Source organism: Streptomyces daliensis, assembly GCF_054782395.1.
Genome location: NZ_BAAGSO010000073.1, coordinates 1 through 1429 on the forward strand (window position 1 = coordinate 1; position 1429 = coordinate 1429).

Annotated in this window: 1 rRNA gene; it reads right to left on the bottom strand. The window is 56.1% G+C overall.

Annotation, left to right across the window (positions count from 1 at the left end):
- Positions 1–33: 33 nt before the first annotated feature.
- A 23S ribosomal RNA gene (locus ACYVOO_RS16750) occupies positions 34–1429 on the bottom strand; the annotation flags it as partial.

Consider the following 1429-nt stretch of genomic DNA (forward strand, 5'->3'; position numbering starts at 1 on the left):
GTCTCAGAACCTACACAGTGGACGCAAGCAACTATGGACAAGCCCTCGGCCTATTAGTACCGGTCAACTCCACCCCTCACAGGGCTTCCATATCCGGCCTATCAACCCGGTCATCTACCGGGAGCCTTAACCCCTCCAAAGGGGGTGGGAGTCCTCATCTCGAAGCAGGCTTCCCGCTTAGATGCTTTCAGCGGTTATCCTTTCCGAACGTAGCCAACCAGCCATGCCCTTGGCAGAACAACTGGCACACCAGAGGTCCGTCCGTCCCGGTCCTCTCGTACTAGGGACAGCCCTTCTCAAGACTCCTACGCGCGCAGCGGATAGGGACCGAACTGTCTCACGACGTTCTAAACCCAGCTCGCGTACCGCTTTAATGGGCGAACAGCCCAACCCTTGGGACCGACTCCAGCCCCAGGATGCGACGAGCCGACATCGAGGTGCCAAACCATCCCGTCGATATGGACTCTTGGGGAAGATCAGCCTGTTATCCCCGGGGTACCTTTTATCCGTTGAGCGACGGCGCTTCCACAAGCCACCGCCGGATCACTAGTCCCGACTTTCGTCCCTGCTCGACCCGTCAGTCTCACAGTCAAGCTCCCTTGTGCACTTACACTCACCACCTGATTACCAACCAGGCTGAGGGAACCTTTGGGCGCCTCCGTTACCCTTTAGGAGGCAACCGCCCCAGTTAAACTACCCACCAGACACTGTCCCTGATCCGGATCACGGACCCAGGTTAGACATCCAGCACGACCAGAGTGGTATTTCAACAACGACTCCCCCCAAGCTGGCGCTTGAAGATCACAGTCTCCCACCTATCCTACACAAGCCGAACCGAACACCAATATCAAGCTATAGTAAAGGTCCCGGGGTCTTTCCGTCCTGCTGCGCGAAACGAGCATCTTTACTCGTAGTGCAATTTCACCGGGCCTATGGTTGAGACAGTCAAGAAGTCGTTACGCCATTCGTGCAGGTCGGAACTTACCCGACAAGGAATTTCGCTACCTTAGGATGGTTATAGTTACCACCGCCGTTTACTGGCGCTTAAGTTCTCAGCTTCACCAGAACGAATCCTGATTAACCGGTCCCCTTAACGTTCCAGCACCGGGCAGGCGTCAGTCCGTATACATCGCCTTACGGCTTCGCACGGACCTGTGTTTTTAGTAAACAGTCGCTTCTCGCTGGTCTCTGCGGCCACACCCAGCTCAAGGAGCACATCCCATCACCAGACATGGCCCCCCTTCTCCCGAAGTTACGGGGGCATTTTGCCGAGTTCCTTAACCATAGTTCACCCGAACGCCTCGGTATTCTCTACCTGACCACCTGAGTCGGTTTAGGGTACGGGCCGCCACACAACTCGCTAGAGGCTTTTCTCGACAGCATAGGATCATCCACTTCGCCACAATCGGCTCGGCATCAGGTCTCACCC